The organism is Fodinicurvata sp. EGI_FJ10296, assembly GCF_040712075.1.
Lineage (GTDB): Bacteria > Pseudomonadota > Alphaproteobacteria > DSM-16000 > Inquilinaceae > JBFCVL01.
Map to the genome: position 1 here is coordinate 91,793 of NZ_JBFCVL010000006.1, position 17,734 is coordinate 109,526.

The 17,734-nt window shown below is 63.3% G+C and carries 16 protein-coding genes; 5 read left to right on the forward strand and 11 right to left on the reverse strand.

What is annotated here, in order from left to right; translation table 11 throughout:
- Nucleotides 1-18: 18 nt before the first annotated feature.
- Nucleotides 19-2,679: a S8 family peptidase gene (locus ABZ728_RS14180; RefSeq protein WP_366656854.1), complete on the forward strand. Its 2,661-nt coding sequence runs from the start codon at nucleotides 19-21 to the stop codon at nucleotides 2,677-2,679.
- Here ABZ728_RS14180 and ABZ728_RS14185 read toward each other — a convergent pair.
- Nucleotides 2,676-3,239, reverse strand: coding sequence for a hypothetical protein (locus ABZ728_RS14185; RefSeq protein ID WP_366656855.1), 564 nt, complete (start codon nucleotides 3,237-3,239; stop codon nucleotides 2,676-2,678). The two genes, ABZ728_RS14180 and ABZ728_RS14185, sit on opposite strands and share 4 nt — an antisense overlap.
- Before the next feature lie 123 nt (nucleotides 3,240-3,362).
- Between ABZ728_RS14185 and ABZ728_RS14190 the strand changes: the two genes are divergently transcribed.
- Nucleotides 3,363-3,737, forward strand: coding sequence for an I78 family peptidase inhibitor (locus ABZ728_RS14190; RefSeq protein ID WP_366656856.1), 375 nt, complete (start codon nucleotides 3,363-3,365; stop codon nucleotides 3,735-3,737).
- On the opposite strand, the gene ABZ728_RS14195 is transcribed toward ABZ728_RS14190, so the two are convergent.
- The gene (locus ABZ728_RS14195; protein WP_366656857.1) at nucleotides 3,738-4,157 is read right to left on the reverse strand and encodes a HigA family addiction module antitoxin; all 420 of its coding nucleotides are present in this window, start codon (nucleotides 4,155-4,157) and stop codon (nucleotides 3,738-3,740) included.
- Nucleotides 4,158-4,260: 103 nt separating this feature from the next.
- On the opposite strand from ABZ728_RS14195, the gene ABZ728_RS14200 reads away from it, so the two are divergent.
- On the forward strand, nucleotides 4,261-5,709 hold the full coding sequence (locus ABZ728_RS14200) for a TrkH family potassium uptake protein (protein WP_366656859.1): 1,449 nt from the start codon (nucleotides 4,261-4,263) through the stop codon (nucleotides 5,707-5,709).
- Between the two features lie 20 nt (nucleotides 5,710-5,729).
- On the opposite strand, the gene ABZ728_RS14205 is transcribed toward ABZ728_RS14200, so the two are convergent.
- Nucleotides 5,730-6,500, reverse strand: coding sequence for a glycerophosphodiester phosphodiesterase (locus tag ABZ728_RS14205; RefSeq protein WP_366656861.1), 771 nt, complete (start codon nucleotides 6,498-6,500; stop codon nucleotides 5,730-5,732).
- A 10-nt stretch (nucleotides 6,501-6,510) separates the two neighbouring features.
- A complete protein-coding gene (locus ABZ728_RS14210) occupies nucleotides 6,511-7,089 on the reverse strand; it encodes a cupin domain-containing protein (protein ID WP_366656863.1) in 579 nt (192 codons plus the stop codon).
- 222 nt (nucleotides 7,090-7,311) lie between these two features.
- Between ABZ728_RS14210 and ABZ728_RS14215 the strand changes: the two genes are divergently transcribed.
- Nucleotides 7,312-8,655 carry an aspartate aminotransferase family protein gene (locus ABZ728_RS14215; protein ID WP_366656865.1) on the forward strand — a complete coding sequence of 448 codons (1,344 nt, stop codon included), beginning with the start codon at nucleotides 7,312-7,314 and terminating at the stop codon, nucleotides 8,653-8,655.
- A gap of 432 nt (nucleotides 8,656-9,087) precedes the next feature.
- Here ABZ728_RS14215 and ABZ728_RS14220 read toward each other — a convergent pair whose 3' ends face one another.
- Both ABZ728_RS14220 and ABZ728_RS14225 read right to left on the reverse strand, forming a co-directional pair.
- The gene (locus ABZ728_RS14220) at nucleotides 9,088-10,425 is read right to left on the reverse strand and encodes an FAD-binding oxidoreductase (protein WP_366656867.1); all 1,338 of its coding nucleotides are present in this window, start codon (nucleotides 10,423-10,425) and stop codon (nucleotides 9,088-9,090) included.
- A gap of 91 nt (nucleotides 10,426-10,516) precedes the next feature.
- Entirely contained in the window at nucleotides 10,517-11,518 is a 1,002-nt protein-coding gene (locus tag ABZ728_RS14225) for a GntR family transcriptional regulator (protein WP_366656869.1), read from the reverse strand.
- A 140-nt stretch (nucleotides 11,519-11,658) separates the two neighbouring features.
- Here ABZ728_RS14225 and ABZ728_RS14230 point away from each other — a divergent pair, with 140 nt between their 5' ends.
- Nucleotides 11,659-12,396, forward strand: coding sequence for an SDR family oxidoreductase (locus ABZ728_RS14230; RefSeq protein WP_366656870.1), 738 nt, complete (start codon nucleotides 11,659-11,661; stop codon nucleotides 12,394-12,396).
- 24 nt (nucleotides 12,397-12,420) lie between these two features.
- Here ABZ728_RS14230 and ABZ728_RS14235 read toward each other — a convergent pair whose 3' ends face one another.
- The 5 genes from ABZ728_RS14235 to ABZ728_RS14255 all read right to left on the reverse strand — a co-directional run bounded on the left by ABZ728_RS14235 (nucleotide 12,421) and on the right by ABZ728_RS14255 (nucleotide 17,653).
- Nucleotides 12,421-13,185 carry an SDR family oxidoreductase gene (locus tag ABZ728_RS14235; RefSeq protein WP_366656871.1) on the reverse strand — a complete coding sequence of 255 codons (765 nt, stop codon included), beginning with the start codon at nucleotides 13,183-13,185 and terminating at the stop codon, nucleotides 12,421-12,423.
- A 4-nt stretch (nucleotides 13,186-13,189) separates the two neighbouring features.
- Nucleotides 13,190-14,077 (reverse strand): NAD(P)-dependent oxidoreductase, encoded by an 888-nt coding sequence (locus ABZ728_RS14240; RefSeq protein ID WP_366656872.1) that lies wholly within the window; start codon nucleotides 14,075-14,077, stop codon nucleotides 13,190-13,192.
- A gap of 13 nt (nucleotides 14,078-14,090) precedes the next feature.
- Nucleotides 14,091-14,474, reverse strand: coding sequence for a VOC family protein (locus ABZ728_RS14245; protein WP_366656873.1), 384 nt, complete (start codon nucleotides 14,472-14,474; stop codon nucleotides 14,091-14,093).
- A 36-nt stretch (nucleotides 14,475-14,510) separates the two neighbouring features.
- Complete coding sequence (locus ABZ728_RS14250) at nucleotides 14,511-16,532, reverse strand: TRAP transporter permease (RefSeq protein ID WP_366656874.1); 2,022 nt, start codon at nucleotides 16,530-16,532, stop codon at nucleotides 14,511-14,513.
- A gap of 143 nt (nucleotides 16,533-16,675) precedes the next feature.
- Nucleotides 16,676-17,653, reverse strand: coding sequence for a TAXI family TRAP transporter solute-binding subunit (locus ABZ728_RS14255; RefSeq protein WP_366656875.1), 978 nt, complete (start codon nucleotides 17,651-17,653; stop codon nucleotides 16,676-16,678).
- Nucleotides 17,654-17,734 lie beyond the last annotated feature (81 nt).

Genomic DNA, 17,734 nt, shown 5'->3' on the forward strand with positions numbered 1-17,734 from the left:
GGTGCGGGCCGCAGTTCAATGGAAATCAAAGAAGAGGACAAGGGAATGGGCGGCCTCCGGTATGGAAGGCGCAGACGCGTCTCATTGCGGCTGACGACGGCCCTTGCATCGGCCGCGCTTGTGATCTTTCCAGCAGCGCCGGGCTGGGCCGACGATGTCACGGCCACTGGCGGCGGATCTGGTGGAGCCAGCAGCGAACAGGCAGAACCTGCCTCGAAACGGCCGGTCCCGGCTGATGACCTTGTCGCCCAGGCACAGACTGGAAACGGAGCGGGCGGCGCGGCCGGAGGCGCTGGTGCCGGAGGCGGGATCGGTGCCACGGGCGTGGCAGTGGCCGGCCTGGCCGTGGTCGGCGTTGCCGGTGTGGCCGCCGCGGCAATGGGTGGCGGCAGCGACTCCGGCGAGACGGCAGCGCCGTCATCGACTCCCGCTGCCAATCCCGAAGTCTATGTCGACCCGGCGACGCCGGAGGCCATCGCGGCCTTTCGTACCGCCGAATATCTGCGCCACGGCGGCTATGATCGGGTCAATCTCGCGCATGCCTATGCGCGCGGCTACACCGGTGCCGGACAGTTGATCGCCATCCTCGACGATGGATTCCAGCTCGACCATCCCGAAATCGCTGGCCGGGTCGCCACGACATTTCCCGGCGCGAACGACATGCCGATCGAGGAACACGGTACTCATGTGGCCGGCATTGCGGCGGGGACGCGTGATGGCACCGGCATGCACGGTGCGGCCTTTGGCGCCCGTCTGGCGCTTTATGGCTTCGATTATTCGCCCCTGATGGCGATCGACCGCTTCAACAGGGCGTCGTCCGAAGGGGCTGTCGTCATCAACAACAGCTGGGGTTTCGACGATCTGACCACCGATGTCCAGGCGGCGATTGCGGACGGAGCATCGACGTCCGACGCACTGGCGAATGTCGTCGGCAACGGCACGGCGGCCGACTGGAACGGCTTCCTGAATGCCATGGTCGATGCGCAGGAGGCCGGGGCCGTAATCGTGTTCGCGGCGTCGAACTTTCCGTCTATCGGCTCTATCGACATTTCGGCCGGGATGCCGCTTGTCGATTCGCGGCTCCTCGGCCGCTGGCTGACCGTGGTTAATGTCGACTCCAACGATCAGGTGACCAGCATCGGCTGTGGTGAAGCCAGGGCGTTCTGCATCGCGGCTCCGGGCGAAAATATCGTCTCCGCGCTTCCGATCGACCGGCTCGGCGCCCTGAGCGGTACGTCGATGGCGTCGCCTTTGGTAAGTGGGGCGGTGGCGCTGGTCGTGGAAGCCTTCGGTTTGTCGCCGGAGGAGGCGGTCAACCGGTTGTTGACCACGGCTGACCGCGCATTCGCCGCCTATGATGTCGACGAGCACGGGCAGGGTATACTCGACATGGACACGGCGACGCGGCCGATCGGCCGGTTGCGGGTTCAGTCCGAAGGCAGCGTGCACAGAGCGGCGGGACCGGATCTGGCTGCGACGTCGTTGCTGACGTCCCGCGCATTCGGCGACTCCGTCTCCCGGGCCTTCGACGGCATGCCGATCGCGGCCTTCGACGACGGCGGCGCCGCATTCCTGTTCGATATGGGTTCGCTTGTATCGGATCAGGGTCCGGCGATGACGTCGCTTGACACGCTGCATGCGCTGGGCGTCCGTTCCGATCGCCGGCATGTCGCATTGCCCGGTCTCGGCAGCCTCAGCCTGACCATGCGTCCTGTCACCGGTCAGGTGCACCGATCGACCGCAGCGGACAGATACGCATCCGCATTTTCCGGCAGCGTGACCGACGGTACCGACGACCCGTTCGTCAGCCTGATGGCCGCCGAAGTCGAGGCTGAAATGCCAATCGGCCGGGTTCAGGCCGGATTTCACCGGAGCGCTGACACGCTTGTGAATCGCCTGTCCATTGGCGCGGCTACCGACACGTTCAGCTATTCCCCCGGCCTGTTCGCGGCCCCCTATCCGGGGTTTGCACAGGAAGGGTATTCGCTGGGCTTCGATTTGCCGCTGGGCGAGACGACGACGTTCAGCCTGCTATCCTTTACCGGCGAGGGTGGAGACGGCACACCGTTTGATGGCTATGGAACGCAGGCCAGCGTGTCGATGCAGCCGCTGGACCGGCTCAGCCTGACCGTCGATGGCGGCGCGTTGATCGAGAACGACACGCTCATGGGAACCGGTGCCGAGGGCGCGTTCTCTTTGGGCGGCGGTGCGCGGACGGTCTATGCCGGGGCTCGGGCCGAAGCCCATCTCGATGACAACTGGTCGCTCGTCGGAAGCTATCACCGTGGCTGGACGGCTATGGACGGCTTTGCCTCATCCTTGATCCGGTCGGTTGACGGCGTCGAGACACAGTCTTTTGCTGCAGGCATCGTCGGCCAGGATCTCGTATCAGGGAACGACCGGTTCGGGTTTGCCGTTTCCCAGCCAATCAGGGTCGAATCCGGTCGGGCATCGTTCGATATTCCGACATGGCGGGATTGGTCGGGCGCCGTCCTGTCGACTCGAACCGACGTGGATCTGGCGCCATCGGGGCGCGAACTTCGTTTCGAAGCCACCTATGGTTTCGATCTGGCCAGCGAAGGCCGTGTAACGGCACTGGCAATGCATCGCTTCGATGCCGACCATGTCGCCGGACGGCAGGATACGGCGGCGATGATCCGGTTGCAGCAGCGGTTTTAACGTTGTGGGCTTCGACCGCTGCCGGTCAGTGTTACGTCGATCGGCATATCGGGATCCTTGACCGACCAGAATCGGCTCGGTGTCGTACGTGCGCGGCTGGCCGCACCCGTTGGCGCGACCAAATGCACCACGATGGCTGTGCGATGATCGACGTTGCTGCATTCGGTGATCTCAAGGGTGAACCCGCCGGAATTGCGGGTTCCGGCATGGGCCGCGACCACCAGCCGGCCGGGTTCGATGTTCACAAGCTCCGGGGGAATTTCCTCGTGACCCGCGAAATACTGCCAGTAGGCGGCCAGTGCTTCTGGTGTGCGAATAACAGCGGTGCCGCTGTCGCGTGGTCCGCCATATTCGCGGAAATGCAGCGGTCGCGGGTCGAGGAAATCGCAACCGCTATTGGCACTGCCGGCCGTTTCGCCGCGAGTAGCGGACGGGCTGCTCATAGCGGATGCCTTTCCCGGAGAGTCGGCGGCCATCGAGAGAACGATGCCGGCTGCCAGCATTGCTGCCGGAATTCGCGCTGGTCGCGACCGTTGTGCTGTCTTGCGTGTGTAACCCATGATATCAACTCCTGCCGGTGCCGAGCGGCATGCCGATGAGACGGTACCCCGGTTTGGTCACCTCGCCACGACCTGTGACCATCGGGTAGAAAAAAATGCGCCGGCAACGAGGAAAATCGCGACATGACAGCGTTCGCCAAGCAGGGTAGCGACAGAATGTGCCAGGTGGAACTGTTCGATTCAGCGAATTGGTGGAGGCGGGCAGCTGTCTTCATTGGCAGCAGCATCCTGATCGTCGGTTGTTCGTCGGCGCCGATCGACCCTCCGATGGCGGCGCCGACCGGAGAAGCTCAACTATCATGCGGCGCGCAGATCGTCGACTGGGCGATCGGCGAACGCGATACGCCGACAGTTCGGGCACGCCTCATGGCCGAAAGCACGGCTCAGACCATACGCCTGTTGAACGCTGAGACCACGGGATCGATGGACCATCGCCCGACCCGGCTCAATATCCGCGTGGGGCCGAACAATACCATCCGGCGGCTATCCTGCGGATAGCTAGCGGGTCTGCAGTGCCTGCACCTGCCACGTACTTGCCGATGCTTCCTGCTCGAATTCCTGTTGAAGACGGTTCCAGAAATGTTCTTCGGTCCCGAGATAGCGTGCCAGTGATGCACCGATTCCGGCATTGAGCGGCCTGTTGCCATCCACAACATCCTGGAGCGTTTCCGCCGGGACGGCGATGGCGGTCGCAACCTTTTCCACCGATAGCCCCATGGGGTGAAGGAATCGGGCCTGGAGAACCTCGCCGGGGTGAATGGGAGGCAAACCGGCAGCGATGTCCTGGCCGGCGCTGTTCCTGCCGGGGGCAGCGGTATCCCTGTCCCCGCTGGCTGCACTTTCGGGCAAATCTGTCATGGGCGGCAGTGTAACGAACACATAGCGATGAGAGAAGTCTCTCGATGCGGGCGTGGCCATCGGCCGGTAAGTCCGGGTCCCACATCCGGCGACATTTCTGTTGTGTGGGCGGCGGTGACGGGGCAGGTTTCCGCGACCTGTCTCTCTTGGAAGATCGCCTGCCATGCGGCTCCGCCCCGTCCTTCATCTTCTGGGCTATCTCTGGTTCGGCCTGGGCCTGATGATGCTGCTGCCGATCGCCGTCGATCTCATCTATGGCGGCGGCGTCTGGGACGAATTCCTTATGGCCGCCGGCGTGGCGACATTCGTCGGGCTGGCGATGACGATCACGACGGCCGGCGAGCCGCTGCGCCTGAGGGCGCGCCAGGCGTTTCTCGTTACAGGCGCCTCGTGGGTGACCAGCGGATTCGTCGTGGCCATGCCGCTTATCTTCGCCGGTGTCGGCGACGGTCCGGTCGATGCGATCTTCGAGGCGTTTTCGGGGCTGACGACCACCGGGGCGACGGTGCTCACCAATCTGGAGTCGCTGCCGCGTGCCATATTGTTCTGGCGCGCCCTGTTGCAGTGGCTGGGCGGTATCGGCGTCATCGTTATGGCGATCGCGATCTTTCCCTTTCTGGGAATTGGCGGCATGGCGCTGTTCCGGACCGAGTCGTCCGACAAGTCGGAAAAGGTGCTGCCACGGACTCGCGAGATTGCGGTGCGTATCGCCGGCCTTTACGCGTTTTTGTCTTTTACCTGCGCCGTGGTCTACTGGCTGGGCGGTATGTCGGGCTTTGACGCCATTACCCACGCGATGACGACGGTTTCGACGGCCGGCTACTCGAATTACGACGCTTCGTTCGCAGCGTTCCCCCAACTGTCCGTTCACTGGATCGCCGTCGTCTTCATGATCCTGGGGGCGTTGCCGTTCGCATTGTATATTCAACTCATGTCGCGTGGCGATTTTCGGCTGGTTCTGACCAATCCGCAGGTCCGCAGTTTCTTCGTTTTCCTGGTCGCGATCGTGGGCATCTTGACCCTCTGGCTCATGACAAACTTGGAAATCAGCGCCATGGAAGCCGCAACGCTGGCGGCGCTGAACGTTACGTCGGTGGTGACCACCACCGGGTACGCGAATTCCGACTATTCGGCCTGGGGCGCCTTTCCGTTCGCGCTGTTCGTCCTGCTGATGTTCGTCGGCGGCTGCACCGGGTCGACGGCCGGCGGCATCAAGATCTATCGCCATCAGGTTTCAGGCATCATCCTGATGGCTCAACTACGCCGGCTGCTGTTCCCGAACGCGGTTGTCATCACTCAATATGACGGCAAGGCGATCACGCCGCAGATTGTCGCGTCGATCAACGCGTTCCTGACCGTGGCATTCGGGTCAATCCTGCTCATCACGGTGGCCCTCGGCGCATTCGGGCTTGATTTCGTGACCGCGTTCAGCGCCGCCGTCACGGCCGTCATGAATGTCGGCCCCGGCCTCGGACCTGAAGTGGGGCCGGCGTCCACTTTCGCCGGCTTGCCGGACGGCGCCAAGGGGTTGATTGCCTTTGCCATGGTGCTGGGCCGGCTGGAATTCTTTACCCTGCTGATCCTGCTCGTCCCGGCATTCTGGCGCGACTGAGCATCGGCCGGGGGCGGCGATTACGATCCCGTCCAGACGCCGCGCCGGATCATGATATCACGCAGCATCGACGGATGATCGGTCATGATGCCGTCGACGCCAAGATCGAGCAGGCGTTCCATGGCGGCAGCGTCGTTGATCGTCCAGACATGAACCGGCACGCCGACGGCATGCGCCTGATCCACGAATGCGGCATCGACCACCGGCAGCCCCCAATAGCGGCGCGGCACCTGCGCGCAATCTGCGCCCGAACGCCACTGTACCGGCAGCCGCCACGCCTTCAGCCGCAGGCGGGCGACATCGGCGGGACCCATCGAGGTGCACAGGCGGGCGCCGAAGCGGTGGCGCAGGCGCGCCAGCCGCGTGTCGGAAAACGACCCGACGCAGACCCGCTCGAAAACATCCAGCCGCTCCAGTTCCGCGCCCAGAAGATCGGCGGAGCGGTCGCTTTTCGGATCGATATTGAACCGAGCATCGGGAAAGCTTGCTACGAGATCTTCGAACAGAGGAATCGGATGTCCCTGGATCGTCGCCGTGCGAATTTCGCTCCAGTCCATGTCCGCGACCCGGCCGGTGCTATCGGTCACCCGATCGAGCGTTTCGTCGTGGAAGGCGATCAGAACCCCGTCGCGAGTCGCGTGTACGTCGGTCTCAAGATATGTGTATCCCGCGCGGACCGCGGCATCGAAGGCGGCAATGGTGTTCTCCGGCGCCTCGTCGGTGCCGCCCCGATGGGCGAAGGCAATCGGCCCGGATGCGGAGAGATAGGGATGCGTTCGGCGGCGGGGCATGGCATTTCCGTCAGAATGAGGGTGGCGTACAGGCCGAAACGATGACCGCGTCGTCGGATCCGACATTTCGGAAGCGGTGCGGGATACGGCTGTCGAAGTAATAGGCGTCGCCCGAGGTCAGGACGCGGCGGTCGTCGCCGATGGTCAGTTCGACCTGCCCCGCGATGACGATGCCGCCTTCTTCGCCGGCATGGGTTAGCGGGGCGGCGCCGGTATCTGCGCCGGGGGCATAGCGTTCGTGGAGGATCTGCATCGCGCGGCCGCTCAGGTCGCGGCCGATCTGCCGATACGATACCCGCCCGCCCGCGATTTCCACCAGGTCGTCGGCGCTGAAGAAAACACGCATCCGGCTCGGCTCGTCATCGGCGAAGAAGTCGGCTAACGAGACGGGAATGCCGTCGAGCACCTTCTTAAGACTGCCGACCGACGGGCTGGCGCGGTTTTGCTCGATCAGCGAGATGGTGGCATTCGAGACGCCGGCGCGTTTGGCCAATTCGCGCTGGCTGAGGCTGTTGCGTTCGCGCAGGCGGCGCAGCCGCCGACCGATATCGATGTCGGCGACCGGCGCCGACTCTGCCGTTTCGGTCATGGCCGCACCTCTGCTCGCCTGTGATCCAGTGTTGAATCTGTTCGAAATATCGAACGCTGTCCAGAGAGTTTCACGCAAACCGGGGCTTGCGGCGACTTTGCGACGACACTTGTCAGACTTTTCAAACACCCGTATCGTGGGACACCTTTCATTCATTCATGCGACCGGCTTCAGGGCCCTGGCCAAACGGGCCCGCATGCCAGATCAGGGAGCCTCACGCTCATGGACGACGCCGTAAACGCCTTGTCGACCCAGGCCATACCGAACGACCTGGAATCCTATTGGATGCCGTTCACTGCCAATCGGCAGTTCAAGAAGAATCCGCGCTTGCTGGTCGGTGCCGAGGGTATGTATTACCACACCCATGACGGCCGGAAGGTCATGGACGGCACGGCCGGTCTGTGGTGCGTGAACTGCGGGCACGCCGCGCCGCGCATCGTCAAGGCCATCCAGACCCAGGCGGCGACGCTGGACTACGCGCCATCGTTCCAGATGGGCCATCCGGCGGCGTTCGCGGTCGCCTCGCGGCTGGCAAGCATGATGCCCGGCGACCTCGACCATGTGTTTTTCACCAATGGCGGGTCGGAGTCGGTCGATACCGCGCTGAAGATCGCGCTCGCCTATCACAAGGTCCGGGGCGAGGGTGGCCGCACGCGCCTGATCGGGCGTGAGCGGGGCTATCACGGCGTCGGCTTCGGTGGCATCTCGGTCGGCGGCATGGGCCCGAACCGCAAGATGTTCGGGACCATGCTGGGCGGCGTGGATCATATCCGCGACACCCACGATCTGGAGCGCAATGCCTTTACGCGCGGTCAGCCGGAACACGGCGCCGAGCGGGCCGACGATCTGGAACGCCTGGTCAAGCTGCACGATGCCTCGACGATCGCGGCCGTGATCGTCGAGCCGTTCGCCGGATCTGCCGGCGTCCTGCTGCCGCCCAAGGGCTATCTGGAGCGGTTGCGCGAGATCTGCGACCAGCACGGCATTCTGCTGATCTTCGACGAAGTGATCACCGGCTATGGCCGCCTCGGCAAGAGCTTCGCGACCGAGCTGTTCGGCGTGCAACCCGACCTGGTGGCGACGGCCAAGGGGCTGACCAACGGATCGGTGCCCATGGGCGCCGTCTTCGCCCGCAAGCACATCTATGATGCGTTCATGCAGGGCCCGGAAGAGGGCATCGAGTTCTTCCACGGCTATACCTATTCGGCCCACCCGCTTGCCTGCGCCGCCGCCAATGCCGCGATCGATACCTATCTCGAAGAAGGGCTTTTCGAGCGGTGCGCGGAACTCGCGCCCTATTGGGAAGACGCACTGCATTCGCTCAAGGGCGAGCCGCATGTGATCGACATCCGCAATATGGGCCTGGTCGGCGCCGTCGAGCTGGAGCCGATCCCCGGCCGGCCGACGAAGCGTGCGTTTGCGGCGTTCCTGGACTGCTACGAGAACGGCGCCATGCTGCGGACCACGGGCGACATCATCGCCCTGACACCGCCGCTGATCATCGAGAAGTCCGAAATCGACCAGCTGGTCGAAACCATCCGCACGGCTCTTCGCCGGCTGGACTAGCAGGGCCGGGAGTTCTGCTCTCCTGATCGTCCCCGCCTTGAGAGGGGACCTGGCGCGGCGGCTCTCGGCGGGCGAAACGCGAACCCGGCGCATCCGGATCGGGGCCCCTGATCGGTGTCAGGGGCGATCAGGATGGGGCGTATACATCCTGACCTGATCGTCCCCGCCTTGAGCGGGGACTTCGCGCGGCAGCTCTGGGCGGGCGAAACGCGAACCCGGCGCATCCGGATCGGGGCCCCTGATCGGTGTCAGGGGCGATCAGGATGGGGCGCATACATCCTGACCTGATCGTCCCCGCCTTGAGCGGGGACCTCGCGCGGCGGCTCTCGGCGGGCGAAACACAAACCCGGCGCATCCGGATCGGGGCCCCTGATCGGTGTCAGGGGCGATCAGGATGGTTGAGCGTTCGCAGGGGTTCCTCGCAGCGACGCCTCACAGCATGTCGCGCAGCCGGTACCAGCCCATGGCGAGCACCAGAAGCGGTGTGCGGAACATCTCGCCGCCGTGGAATGTGTTGTGGGGTATCCGGTCGAAGACGTCGAACCGTTCGGCAGCACCGGCGATGGCTTCGGCGATGACCTGGCCGGCGATCCCCGTCAGCGCGACGCCGTGACCCGAGTACCCTTGAGCAAAATAGACCGTTTCGCTCAATCGACCGAGATGCGGCAGTCTGTTGCGCGTAATGGCGACATGGCCACCCCAGACATAGTCCACCACGGTGTCGGTGAGGTCGGGGAAATACCGGCACATGGTGCGGTGGAGCGACGCGCCCAGGTCGCGCGGTTCCAGCGTGGAATAGCTGACGCCGCCGCCGAACAGCATCCGTTTGTCGGCCGAAAGCCGGTAATAGTTCAGAACGAAGTTGCAGTCCGAGACGGCGATGTCTTTCGGGAACAGGTGCCGTGCCCGATCTTCACCCAGCGGTTCGGTTGCGATCATATAGGTGCCGGTGGGCATGAAGCGGGGGCGCATGGTTCGGGCAACGGGACCATTGAGTTTGGGCATATAGGCGTTACCCGCCAGCACGACGAACTTTGCGTCGACCCGGCCGGTCTCGGTGACGACCGAGGGAGAAGGCCCGTCGTCCAGGCCGCTAACCATCGAATTCTCGTGGAAACGCACGCCCGCCCGGCGGCAGGCTGCGGCGAGACCAAGGGCGTAGTTCAGCGGGTGGAGGTGCCCCGACGCCTGGTCGAACAGGCCGCCGTGATAGGCGGGAACATTGACGTAATCCGCCATCTCCGGACGTTCAACCAATGTCATCGAGCGATAGCCGTATTCGCCGGCCCATTCGTCGTGGCTCTGCCTAAGGTAATCCATCTGGCGCGGCTTTACCGCCGCCAGCATCGATCCCCATTTCAAGTCGCAATCGATGGCGAAGCGGTCGACGCGCTCGGCAATCAGGCGCCGGGATTCGCACTCCATTTCGTATAGTTTGCGGGCATCGTCAGGACCGGAGATTGCCGCAATCTCACCCAGCGACTTGTTGAAGCCATGGATTATCTGTCCGCCATTGCGCCCCGATGCGCCCCAGCCGATACGCCGCCCTTCGAGAACGACGACATCGAACCCACGTTCGGCCAGCGTCAGGGCGGTCGAGAGGCCTGTAAAGCCGCCGCCGACGACGGCGACATCGGCCTTTGTCGCTCCCTGAAGCGGCGGCGCGGCGGGCGCTTCATGCCGTGCCGTCGCGGCGTACCAGGAATTGGGGTGCGGTTCCCGGTCGTCGTTGTGCTTCCGGTCGGGGGCGGCCGCTTGCTGGCGTGTCATGGGGCTCCGTACATCGACGATGGATGGAAATCGAACGGCTTTTGCATGGGTAGCCTGACGGCTCGCACCACGCAAGCATCGGTAGCGCCGATCAGTCCTCCAGCAGGCGGATATAGGGGACGGCAGGGGGGCTTTTTTCCGGCGAGATCGTCTCGATCCGCGACAGCGCCCGGGTGACGGATGCCTGAAGATGAGCCGTCAGTGAGTCCACGGCGGCGTCCACGTCACCGGCGATGATGTTGTCGACGATAGTCAGATGTTCGCCGATGAACGGGTCTTCTTCGGGAACGCTGAGGTAGAGATCGAAGATATAGTGATGGCTGATCATGATCGCCCGCTGCTGAAACAGCATCTGGATGATCTTCCGGTTCCGGCAATACGACAGCACGTCCACATGGAGGTCGTATTCAAGTTCATCCAGCTTTTGGACCGAGATTCGGGGATAGCGTTCCAGAGCCGTCGCGAGATCTTCGCGCAGGCGCGGCAGCAGGCCCGGGGGAAGATTGGGAACGGCCTTGCGCAGGGCGACCGGTTCGAGAATCCAGCGCATCTCGTATAGATCAAAGACGTGATCGGCGGTCAGCTTCCGCGCCACCCACCGCATCCGGTCGTCCTTGTCGACGATGCCGACTTCCTGCAGGCGAAGAAGCACTTCGCGGGCAACGGTCCGGCTGACGCCGAAATGGTCGGCCAGCGCCTGCTCGTTTATGCGCACCGAGGCGAACACCTGTCGCGATACCAGATCGCGTTCGACGGCGGAATAGATGTTCTGCCAGGCGGGCCGCCGCCGGTCGGTTTCACCGGGTATGAAATAGGCGCCTTGCTCGGCCGGGTCCTGCAGATCCGGTCTGGCGGTGCCGATCCGCTCCACGATATCGTATCCACGGCCGCTGCGCTTTCGAATGACGCCTTTTTCCGCCAGCAGGCCGAGCGCCTTTCGTACTGGCGCGCGACTGACCCGAAACTGCTCGGCAACCTGGACTTCGAGCAGCGGTACGCCGCGCCGCAGCGCTCCGGACTCAATGGCTGCGAGCAGCATCGACTCGACCTGATGGTACAGCGTGCCTGTTTTTGTCTGCTGTCCAGTATCCACGAGGCCTCGTTGTCAACTAAGTTGCGTCAAGATTTGAGTCTATGAAGTTATAAATATGTTCTTGGGATAAATTATTACGCCTTTTGCCTTATTGTTATTTATGATATTTTTCGGCATCAATCTTTATTGAGGGGGATTCCATGTCGAATCGTTTAGCAGGCAAACGTGCGTTGATCACCGGGGCCGGCCAGGGTATCGGCCGCGCGATGGCTCTTATGTTCCACGAGGAGGGGGCGGAGGTCGTCGCGGTCTCCCGAACGACCGAAAAGATGGCTGACCTTGCCGCCCACGGCATCCATACAGAGGGCCTCGACGTCACCGACGCGGCCGCCGTGGCGGACGTGATCGAACGGTGGGGACCGCTGGATATTCTGGTGAATTGCGCCGGGTATGTTCATAGCGGTACGATCCTCGATTGCTCGATCGAAGACTGGCAACGCAGTCTCGATCAGAACCTGTCCTCGATCTACTACACCACCAAAGCGGCTCTTCCCTCGATGCGGACAAGACACTCCGGCGTCATCCTCAACGTTGCGTCCGTCGCTTCGAGCATCACCGGCGTCGCCAACCGGGCGGCGTATGGCGCGGCGAAGGCCGGTGTCATCGGGCTGACCAAGGCGGTAGCCCGCGATTTCGTCGGCGACGGCATCCGGTGCATCGCCCTTTGTCCGGGCACCACCGAAACACCGTCACTGACCTCCAGGATCGAGGCCAGCCCCGACCCCGAGGCGACCCGCAAGGCCTTTTCAGCCCGCCAGCCGATCGGCCGGCTGGGCAAGCCCGAGGAAATCGCCGCCACGGCCCTCCACCTGGTCAGTGACGAGGCGGCCTTCGTCACCGGTACCGTAATCGTCGCGGACGGCGGCCAGACGATGTAGCAGGCCGCCCGGATAACCAGTCGACTAGATGCCGGTCGCCAGATAGCCGCCGTCGACGCGGATCGTTTCGCCGGTGATGAATTTGGCGGCCGGCGAAGCCAGGAATACGGCAGCGCCGGCGATCTCGGGCAGGTCGCCGAACCGGTGCATGGCGTTGCGGGCGGTCGCCTGCGCCTTGCGTTCCTCTGACATCCGCGCCTTGTTCAGGTCTGTCAGGAAGAAACCGGGCGAGATGGCGTTGACGCGCACGCCGGATCCGCCCCATTCCGCCGCCAGGCTATTGGTCAGCGAATGAACGCCGTACTTGCTGATCGAATACGGCGTGGCGTTGGCCCAGCCGTAATGGGCGGCCAGCGAGGCAATGTTGATGACACAGCCGTCTCCCCGCTCGACCATGCGCGCCCCGAATGCCTGGCAGGTGAAGAACACGCTCTTCAGATTGGTATCGACCACCCGGTCATATTCTTCTTCGGTGAACTCCAGAGCGGGTTTGATCTCGGTCGTGCCCTGCGAATTGACCAGAATATGGACAGGGCCGACGTCGGATTCGATCTTGCCGGCGAGAGCCCGCAGCGCCGACACGTCCGTCACGTCGGCGGCGTAGCCGCGCGCCGGTTCACCGCCGAGGTCATTGACGGCGGCATCGATCTTGCCGGTGTCACGGCCGACCAGAACCACCCGGGCACCGGCTTTCTTCATGCCCAGAGCGATTTCGCGTCCAAGGCCGCTGGTGCCGCCGACGACCAGAGCCGTTCGGCCGGCGAGAGAGAAGGGTTCGGTCGTTTCCATGGTGTCAGGCTTTCGAGTTGAGGGCAAAGTTGTAAAGCTTGGGAATGTAGTCGTCGCCGGCGCCGCCTGATGTCGCGGCTTCCAGCGTGGCGCTGACGGCCGGGAGCACCGTCGCCGGCAGGCGGGCCTTTTCCGCAAGTGACTTCAGATAGCCCATGTCCTTGCGGGCATTGGCGATGCTGAACCGCATCTTCGTGTCGTCACCGTCCAGGATCCAGGGCATCACGGCCTGGAACATGGCGGAGTTGGCACCGCCGGCAGAGCAGACCTCGAACAGTTTCCGATGGTCGACGCCCAAAGACCGGGCTGCCAATGCTGCTTCGACCGTCAGCGTTGCCGCCCCGATCGACAGGAAGTTGTTGATCAGCTTCAGGGCGTGGCCGCTGCCGACGGGACCGATGTGAAAGATGTTTTCCGCGAACAGCGACAGCACGGGCCGCGCGCGTTCCAGCACGGCGTCGTCCGCCCCGGCCATGATGTTGAGCCGGCCTTCCCAGGCTTCGGTCGGAGTGCGGGCGAGGGGGGCATCCATATAGGACACCCCGGCTGCGCTGCACGCCCCGGCCACCCGGCGGGTGACGTCGGGATGGCTGGTCGTACAATCGATGACCGTCAGACCGGGATGAGCGGCACTGAGAATGCCGTCCGGCCCGGTCACGATGGCGTCGACCTGTTCGGCGGTCGCGACGCAGACGACAACGAAGTCGCTGTCGCGGGCGACGGCGGCGGGCGTGTCGGCTTCCGCGGCCCCGGCCGCCACCAGTCGGTCGACGGGCGCCCGGTTGCGGTTTGCGGTTACGGTCAGCCGGTGGCCGGCCTTGACGATGCAGGTCGCCATACCCTCGCCCATGAGGCCGAGGCCGATGAAACCGATTTTGTAGGGATCAGCCATCAACAGACTCCCGTCAGGCCATTTCAGGGCGTTCGATCAGTTCGATCTTGTAGCCCATCGGGTCCACGGCGAAGGCGATGCGGGTGCCGTTCTTCATCGTCTTCGGCTCCAGGGAGAAATCCACCCCGCGCGACTTCCATGCTTCGAAGGTCTTGTCGACGCTTTCGACATAGAAGGCGAGGTGCCCGAACGCGTCGCCGAGTTCGTAGCTGCGGCCGTCGTGATTGTAGGTCAGTTCAACCTCGAATCCGCTTTTCGGTTCGCGCACGAAAGCCAGCGTCGCGTCGGCGCCCGGCAATTCGCGGCGCTCACGCAGTTCCAGACCGATCTTGTTGGTGTAGAAATCGACCGCGGCGTCGAGGTCGTCTACGCGGATCATCGTGTGTGCATATCGCATGGTTCAGTTTCCTTTCATGGAGTCTTGCTGTCGTGTCTAGCCTTCGCGGCTGGCGGCCGGGGCGCTCTCGGGTACCGCCTGTGGAATGGCCTTGCCCCGGGTGGCCCAGACTTCACTGCCCAGCAGCAGGCCTGCCGATATTACGGCCAGCCCGTTGGCGACAGCCGAGGGGTGCAGCACCAGAATGACCGTAAGCCCGAGGATGGCCAGTTTCCACCATGACAGCATGCGTGTGAAGTACCGCTCGCTCATGGCGCTGACGCAGATGATTGCAATGATGCCGCCACCCAGGGCCACGGCGACCTGTAGGAGACTTGCATCCCACCACAGGATGAGCGATGGCCAGTAGACGAAGATGAACGGCACCAGATAGGCGGCGATGCCCAGGCGCATGGCGGTGAAGCCGGTTTTCATGATCGGCGACCCCGCAATGCCGGCGGCGACATAGGCCGCCAGCGCCACCGGCGGCGTGATGGCCGAGACGCCACCCCAATAGTAGCAGAACAGATGGGCGACCAGCGGGGCGACGCCAAGCTGAACCAGACTGGGAGCGACCAGAGTGGCCGTGATGATATAGACCGACGTTGTCGGCAGGCCAAAGCTGAGCAGCAGTGAACAGGCTGCCGCCAGCAAAAGGGCGGGCAGCAGCTCACCGCCGGACAGATTGATGATCTGTTGAGTGAACAAGAGCCCGATGCCCGAAAGGCCGACGCTGCCGACGATGAAGCCGACGGCGGCACAGGCGACGGCCGTGCTGATGGTGTTGCGGGCGCCGGCTTCCAGGGCGTCGACCATGTCACGGATGCCCATCCGCGAATGCTTGCGCATCGAACTGATGACGATGACCGACAGGATCGAGAAGAATGCGGCGAACAGGGCGGTGAAGCCGAAGATCAGCATGCCGATCAGTACGAACAGCGGCAGCACCAGGTGGCCATCGCGCATGATGACCTTGCCAACCTTGGGAAGATGCTTGCGGTCGATACCTTCCATGCCCAGTTTCCGGGCGCGCAGGTGAACCTGCAGGAACACAGCGCCGTAATACAGTGCTGCCGGAAGGATCGCGCCAGCCGCGATGTAGGAGTACGGCATCTGTAGGTATTCGGCCATGATGAAGGCCGATGCGCCCATGATCGGGGGCAGGAATTGCCCGCCGCAGGACGAAACCGCCTCGACCGCCGCTGCGAAATATCCCCGGAAGCCGAGCTTTTTCATCAGCGGGATGGTGAACAGGCCGGTCGTCGCGACGTTGGCGGCCGACGACCCCTGGATCATGCCCATCATGCCGCTGGCCAGGATCGCGACCTTGGCCGGGCCGCCGGGGCTGTGTCCGGCGGCGGCGAAAGCAATGTTTGTGAAGAACGTCGTCGTCCCGGATTTCTGCAGAAAGGCGCCGAACAGAATGAAGAGATAGACATAGGTGGCCGAGACGCCGACGGCGATGCCGTAGAGTCCTTCGGTGCTCATGTAGAGCTGGCGGATGATCCGCGTATAGCTGAATCCGCCATGCCCGAGAATGCCGGGAAGATAAGGGCCCAGAAACAGATAGCCGGTGAAAAGCACTGAAAGGACGATCAGGAACATGCCGATCGTTCGGCGACAGGCCTCCAGGATGGCGAGGCAGAGGATCGTTCCCATGATGATGTCGGTCGTCGTCGCCCAGCCACCCCGCAGCACGATCGTGAGGTAATTATGCGCGAGGTAATAGGACGAAACTGCCGCCACGATACCCAGGCCGAGATCGATCAGGGTCGGGTTTCGGCCGCGCCCCTTGTTCGTGGCCGGGAAAAGCAGAAAACAAAGAAACAGCATGAAGGCCAGATGGATCGGCCGTTGTTCCATTGCCGGAAGCGGGCGATAGCCTGCGGTGTAAAAATGGAACAGCGAGGACGCGACGGCCACGACCGTAAACAGCGTGGCCCAATAGCCGGTCAATGACCGGGTCTGGGTCTCTGTGTCGTGCTGGGAACTGATCTTGTCGACGTCCAGGGTTTCGATTGAATCGAAGTCCGGCCGCTCCCATACGGGTTCGGAGTCGGTCTTGCCGCGTCTCACCATCGCCTGGCGCCTTTGATAAACGGGATGCAAATGTCGGCGGTGACGGCCGAGCCGTCACCGCCGCATTCTCTCTGGGCTGAATTGCCGAAGACCGGGTCGCGGACCGCGGTCTCCGGATCTGAAGCGGATTCAGCAGGTTCCGATCAGAGGACGCCCTGCTCTTCGTAGAACCGTTCCGCACCGGGATGAAGCGGGAACGGCAAGCCGTCGAGCGCATCCTCGATCGTCATCAGTTCTGCCAGCGGATGGACTTCGATCAGCCGCTCGCGGTTTTCGAACATCGATTTGGTCAGTTCGTAGACCAGATCTTCCGACACGCCCTCATGCGTCGAGAAGGTGATCGGCGAGGCAAAGGTTTCTACCGGCTCGTCCCGGCCGGGCGCGTACTGTGCGGAAACCGTGTATGGATAATCGAGGCCGCTTTCGTCAAAGAATTCGATGATGTCTTCATCGATGTCGATAATGCGCGCGAAGCCGGTATCCATCATCTGCTGAATCGTTGCCGAGCCCGGTGCGTCGGGTGACACCACGGCATCGATCTGACGGTTGCGGACCTGATCGATCGCCGCATCATGGAAGGTGTATTCGGCTTCGATGTCGTCATAGGTCCAGCCGAGATGATCCATGGTCATCCGCCACCAGGCCTCGCCCTGGCCGCCGGCCATGCCGACCGCGACCCGCATGCCTTCGAGGTCACGGATCGATTCGATTTCCGGCGCCCATTCCATCGCCAGGAACCATTGCGGGTTGGGATAAACCGTCCCGATGGAGCGAAGCCCCTGGTAACGGTCGGCCGGCCGGTCTTCGAAGGTGCCGGTGTTTTCATAGGCCTGAATGCCGACGCCACCCGCCAGGTACGCGATCTCGACTTCCTGGTCGGCCAGCAGGTCGAGGTTTTCGACCGAACCGCCGGTTGCCTGCACCGACGCCTGGACGCCTTCGACCGTGTCGTTCCAGATCGAGGCCAGGCCGCTGCCAAGACGGTAATAGTTGCCGCCGGATCCGGCCGTGGCGATGCGCACGAAATCCTGCGCGTCGGCGATACTCGGGGCGACGCCGGTACCCACCGCAATCGGCGCGGCAAGCATGGTCGTCAATGCAATTCTGGAAAGCGCTCTCATGGTGTTCCTCCCGTCACGCCCGCGTTGTGCGGGCTTTTCAATTGCGACGCATCCGAAATGGCTGCGTCGCCAGCCGAACGA

Excerpts from the sequence above, each read along its gene's own strand:
- ABZ728_RS14180 (WP_366656854.1), top strand. The coding sequence starts at position 19 with ATGGAAATCAAAGAAGAGGACAAGGGAATGGGCGGCCTCCGGTATGGA.
- ABZ728_RS14185 (WP_366656855.1), bottom strand. The coding sequence starts at position 3,239 with ATGGGTTACACACGCAAGACAGCACAACGGTCGCGACCAGCGCGAATT.
- ABZ728_RS14190 (WP_366656856.1), top strand. The coding sequence starts at position 3,363 with ATGACAGCGTTCGCCAAGCAGGGTAGCGACAGAATGTGCCAGGTGGAA.
- ABZ728_RS14195 (WP_366656857.1), bottom strand. The coding sequence starts at position 4,157 with ATGGCCACGCCCGCATCGAGAGACTTCTCTCATCGCTATGTGTTCGTT.
- ABZ728_RS14200 (WP_366656859.1), top strand. The coding sequence starts at position 4,261 with ATGCGGCTCCGCCCCGTCCTTCATCTTCTGGGCTATCTCTGGTTCGGC.
- ABZ728_RS14205 (WP_366656861.1), bottom strand. The coding sequence starts at position 6,500 with ATGCCCCGCCGCCGAACGCATCCCTATCTCTCCGCATCCGGGCCGATT.
- ABZ728_RS14210 (WP_366656863.1), bottom strand. The coding sequence starts at position 7,089 with ATGACCGAAACGGCAGAGTCGGCGCCGGTCGCCGACATCGATATCGGT.
- ABZ728_RS14215 (WP_366656865.1), top strand. The coding sequence starts at position 7,312 with ATGGACGACGCCGTAAACGCCTTGTCGACCCAGGCCATACCGAACGAC.
- ABZ728_RS14220 (WP_366656867.1), bottom strand. The coding sequence starts at position 10,425 with ATGACACGCCAGCAAGCGGCCGCCCCCGACCGGAAGCACAACGACGAC.
- ABZ728_RS14230 (WP_366656870.1), top strand. The coding sequence starts at position 11,659 with ATGTCGAATCGTTTAGCAGGCAAACGTGCGTTGATCACCGGGGCCGGC.
- ABZ728_RS14235 (WP_366656871.1), bottom strand. The coding sequence starts at position 13,185 with ATGGAAACGACCGAACCCTTCTCTCTCGCCGGCCGAACGGCTCTGGTC.
- ABZ728_RS14240 (WP_366656872.1), bottom strand. The coding sequence starts at position 14,077 with ATGGCTGATCCCTACAAAATCGGTTTCATCGGCCTCGGCCTCATGGGC.
- ABZ728_RS14245 (WP_366656873.1), bottom strand. The coding sequence starts at position 14,474 with ATGCGATATGCACACACGATGATCCGCGTAGACGACCTCGACGCCGCG.
- ABZ728_RS14250 (WP_366656874.1), bottom strand. The coding sequence starts at position 16,532 with ATGGTGAGACGCGGCAAGACCGACTCCGAACCCGTATGGGAGCGGCCG.
- ABZ728_RS14255 (WP_366656875.1), bottom strand. The coding sequence starts at position 17,653 with ATGAGAGCGCTTTCCAGAATTGCATTGACGACCATGCTTGCCGCGCCG.